At 43.7% G+C, this 1,871-nt stretch carries 1 protein-coding gene; it reads left to right on the forward strand.

The annotated features are described in order from the left end of the window. A partial coding sequence (locus tag DFR60_RS30095) for an IS1634 family transposase (protein WP_110326986.1) occupies positions 1-1,689 on the forward strand: 1,689 nt, incomplete at its 5' end. Positions 1,690-1,871 lie beyond the last annotated feature (182 nt).

Below are 1,871 nucleotides of genomic sequence, written 5' to 3' on the forward strand. Positions count from 1 at the left end.
TTTTACATCAAGCAGTCCTTTATAGATGGCAACGGAAAATCTACGTCCAGAACCATCCGCAAGCTTGGAACATTGAATGAATTATTAGTGGAACACGGACCTACACGGGATGATGTCATGGCCTGGGCAAAAGAACAGGCCCGTATAGAAACAGAGAAATATGAGTTGGAAAAGGAAAACCTCTCCATTCCCGTTGTGTTCCATCCCAACCGTAAGATTCCGCATGGAGAACGAAGATGTTTTGACGGCGGTTATCTTTTCCTGCAAATGGTTTATTACGAACTGGGCATGGACCGGATCTGTAGAAAGATCCGCAACAGCCATCATTACGAATACGATTTAAACGCCATACTTTCTGATTTGATTTATACAAGGGTTCTGGAACCGGGCAGTAAACGTTCTTCTTACGCGGCGGCAAAAAAATTTTTAGAGCCTCCAACCTACGAGCAACACGATATCTATAGGGCCTTAAGTGTCCTGGCTTCGGAATGTGACCTGATTCAGTCAGAAGTGTATAAGAACTCAAAAGCCGTCATAAACCGGAATGACCATATCCTCTACTACGACTGCACAAACTACTATTTTGAGATTGAACAGGAAGAAGGAGACAAAAAATACGGGAAAAGCAAGGAGCACCGGCCTAATCCGATTATACAGATGGGATTATTTACCGATGGGGACGGAATACCGCTGGCCTTTTCCACGTTTCCCGGCAACCAGAATGAGCAAACATCCCTGAAACCTTTAGAGCAGAAAGTCATCGAGGAGTTTGGCTGCGAGAAATTCATCTTCTGTTCTGATTCCGGACTTGGTTCAGAGAATAACCGTCTGCTGAACCACACGGGAAACCGGGCTTATATCGTGACACAGTCCATTAAAAAGCTGGGGGCAGAGTACCGGGAAGCTGCGCTTAACAGAAAAGGATTCCGGAGACTGTCTGACAACAGGCTGGTGGATTTAGAGCAACTGGATGAGAATGACTATGATGAATTGTTTTACAAAGAAGAACCCTACAGTACAAAAAAACTTGAGAACCGCCTGCTCATTACCTACTCCCCTAAATATGCAGCGTACCAGAAAGAAATCCGTACAAAGCAGGTAGAACGTGCGCTTCATATGCTAAAAGACGGAAACCATAAAAAAACAAGCAAAAATCCCAATGACCCGGCACGTTTTATTGATAAGGCGGCGGTTACAAAGGACGGCGAAAAAGCAGATATCCTGTACTTTTTAGATAAATCAAAAATAGCGGAGGAAGAACGGTATGACGGTCTCTATGCAGTCTGCACCGACCTTTTTGATGATAATCCAGCTGACCTCTTAAAAGTAAGTGAAGGAAGATGGCAGATAGAGGCATGTTTCCGGATTATGAAGACAGATTTTGAAGCAAGGCCCGTCTACGTCCGTAGGGAAGACCGCATACAGGCTCACTTTCTGATTTGTTTTCTATCGCTTTTATTCTACCGCTTATTAGAAAAAAAGCTGGGTGGAACATACACCTGCTGTGAAATCTTAGACACGTTAAGATCGTTTCAGTTTGCAGATATCCAAGGGCAGGGGTTCATGCCGGTTTATGAAGTAACAGCTCTGACAGATCGGCTGCATGAACTCCTTGGTTTTGCTACTGACTATGAATTCCTCACGAAAAGCCGGATGAAAACCATTGAAAAACTCAGTAAGCAAAGGTGAGACCAGTCCTCATGCAAACAGGAAGATGCATTAGCTCCTGTGGACAAGTGTAATAAAAACTTTCAACCGTTCCCTAAAAGGGAAAAAAGACTATACTTAAAAACAAAGCAACACCGCTGTGAAACCCTTATAGAATAGGGCTTCCAGCGGTGTTTGAATTTTTTTACTGTCAAAGACGGGAT

The sequence above is a fragment of the Hungatella effluvii genome (assembly GCF_003201875.1).
Taxonomy (GTDB): Bacteria; Bacillota; Clostridia; order Lachnospirales; family Lachnospiraceae; genus Hungatella; species Hungatella effluvii.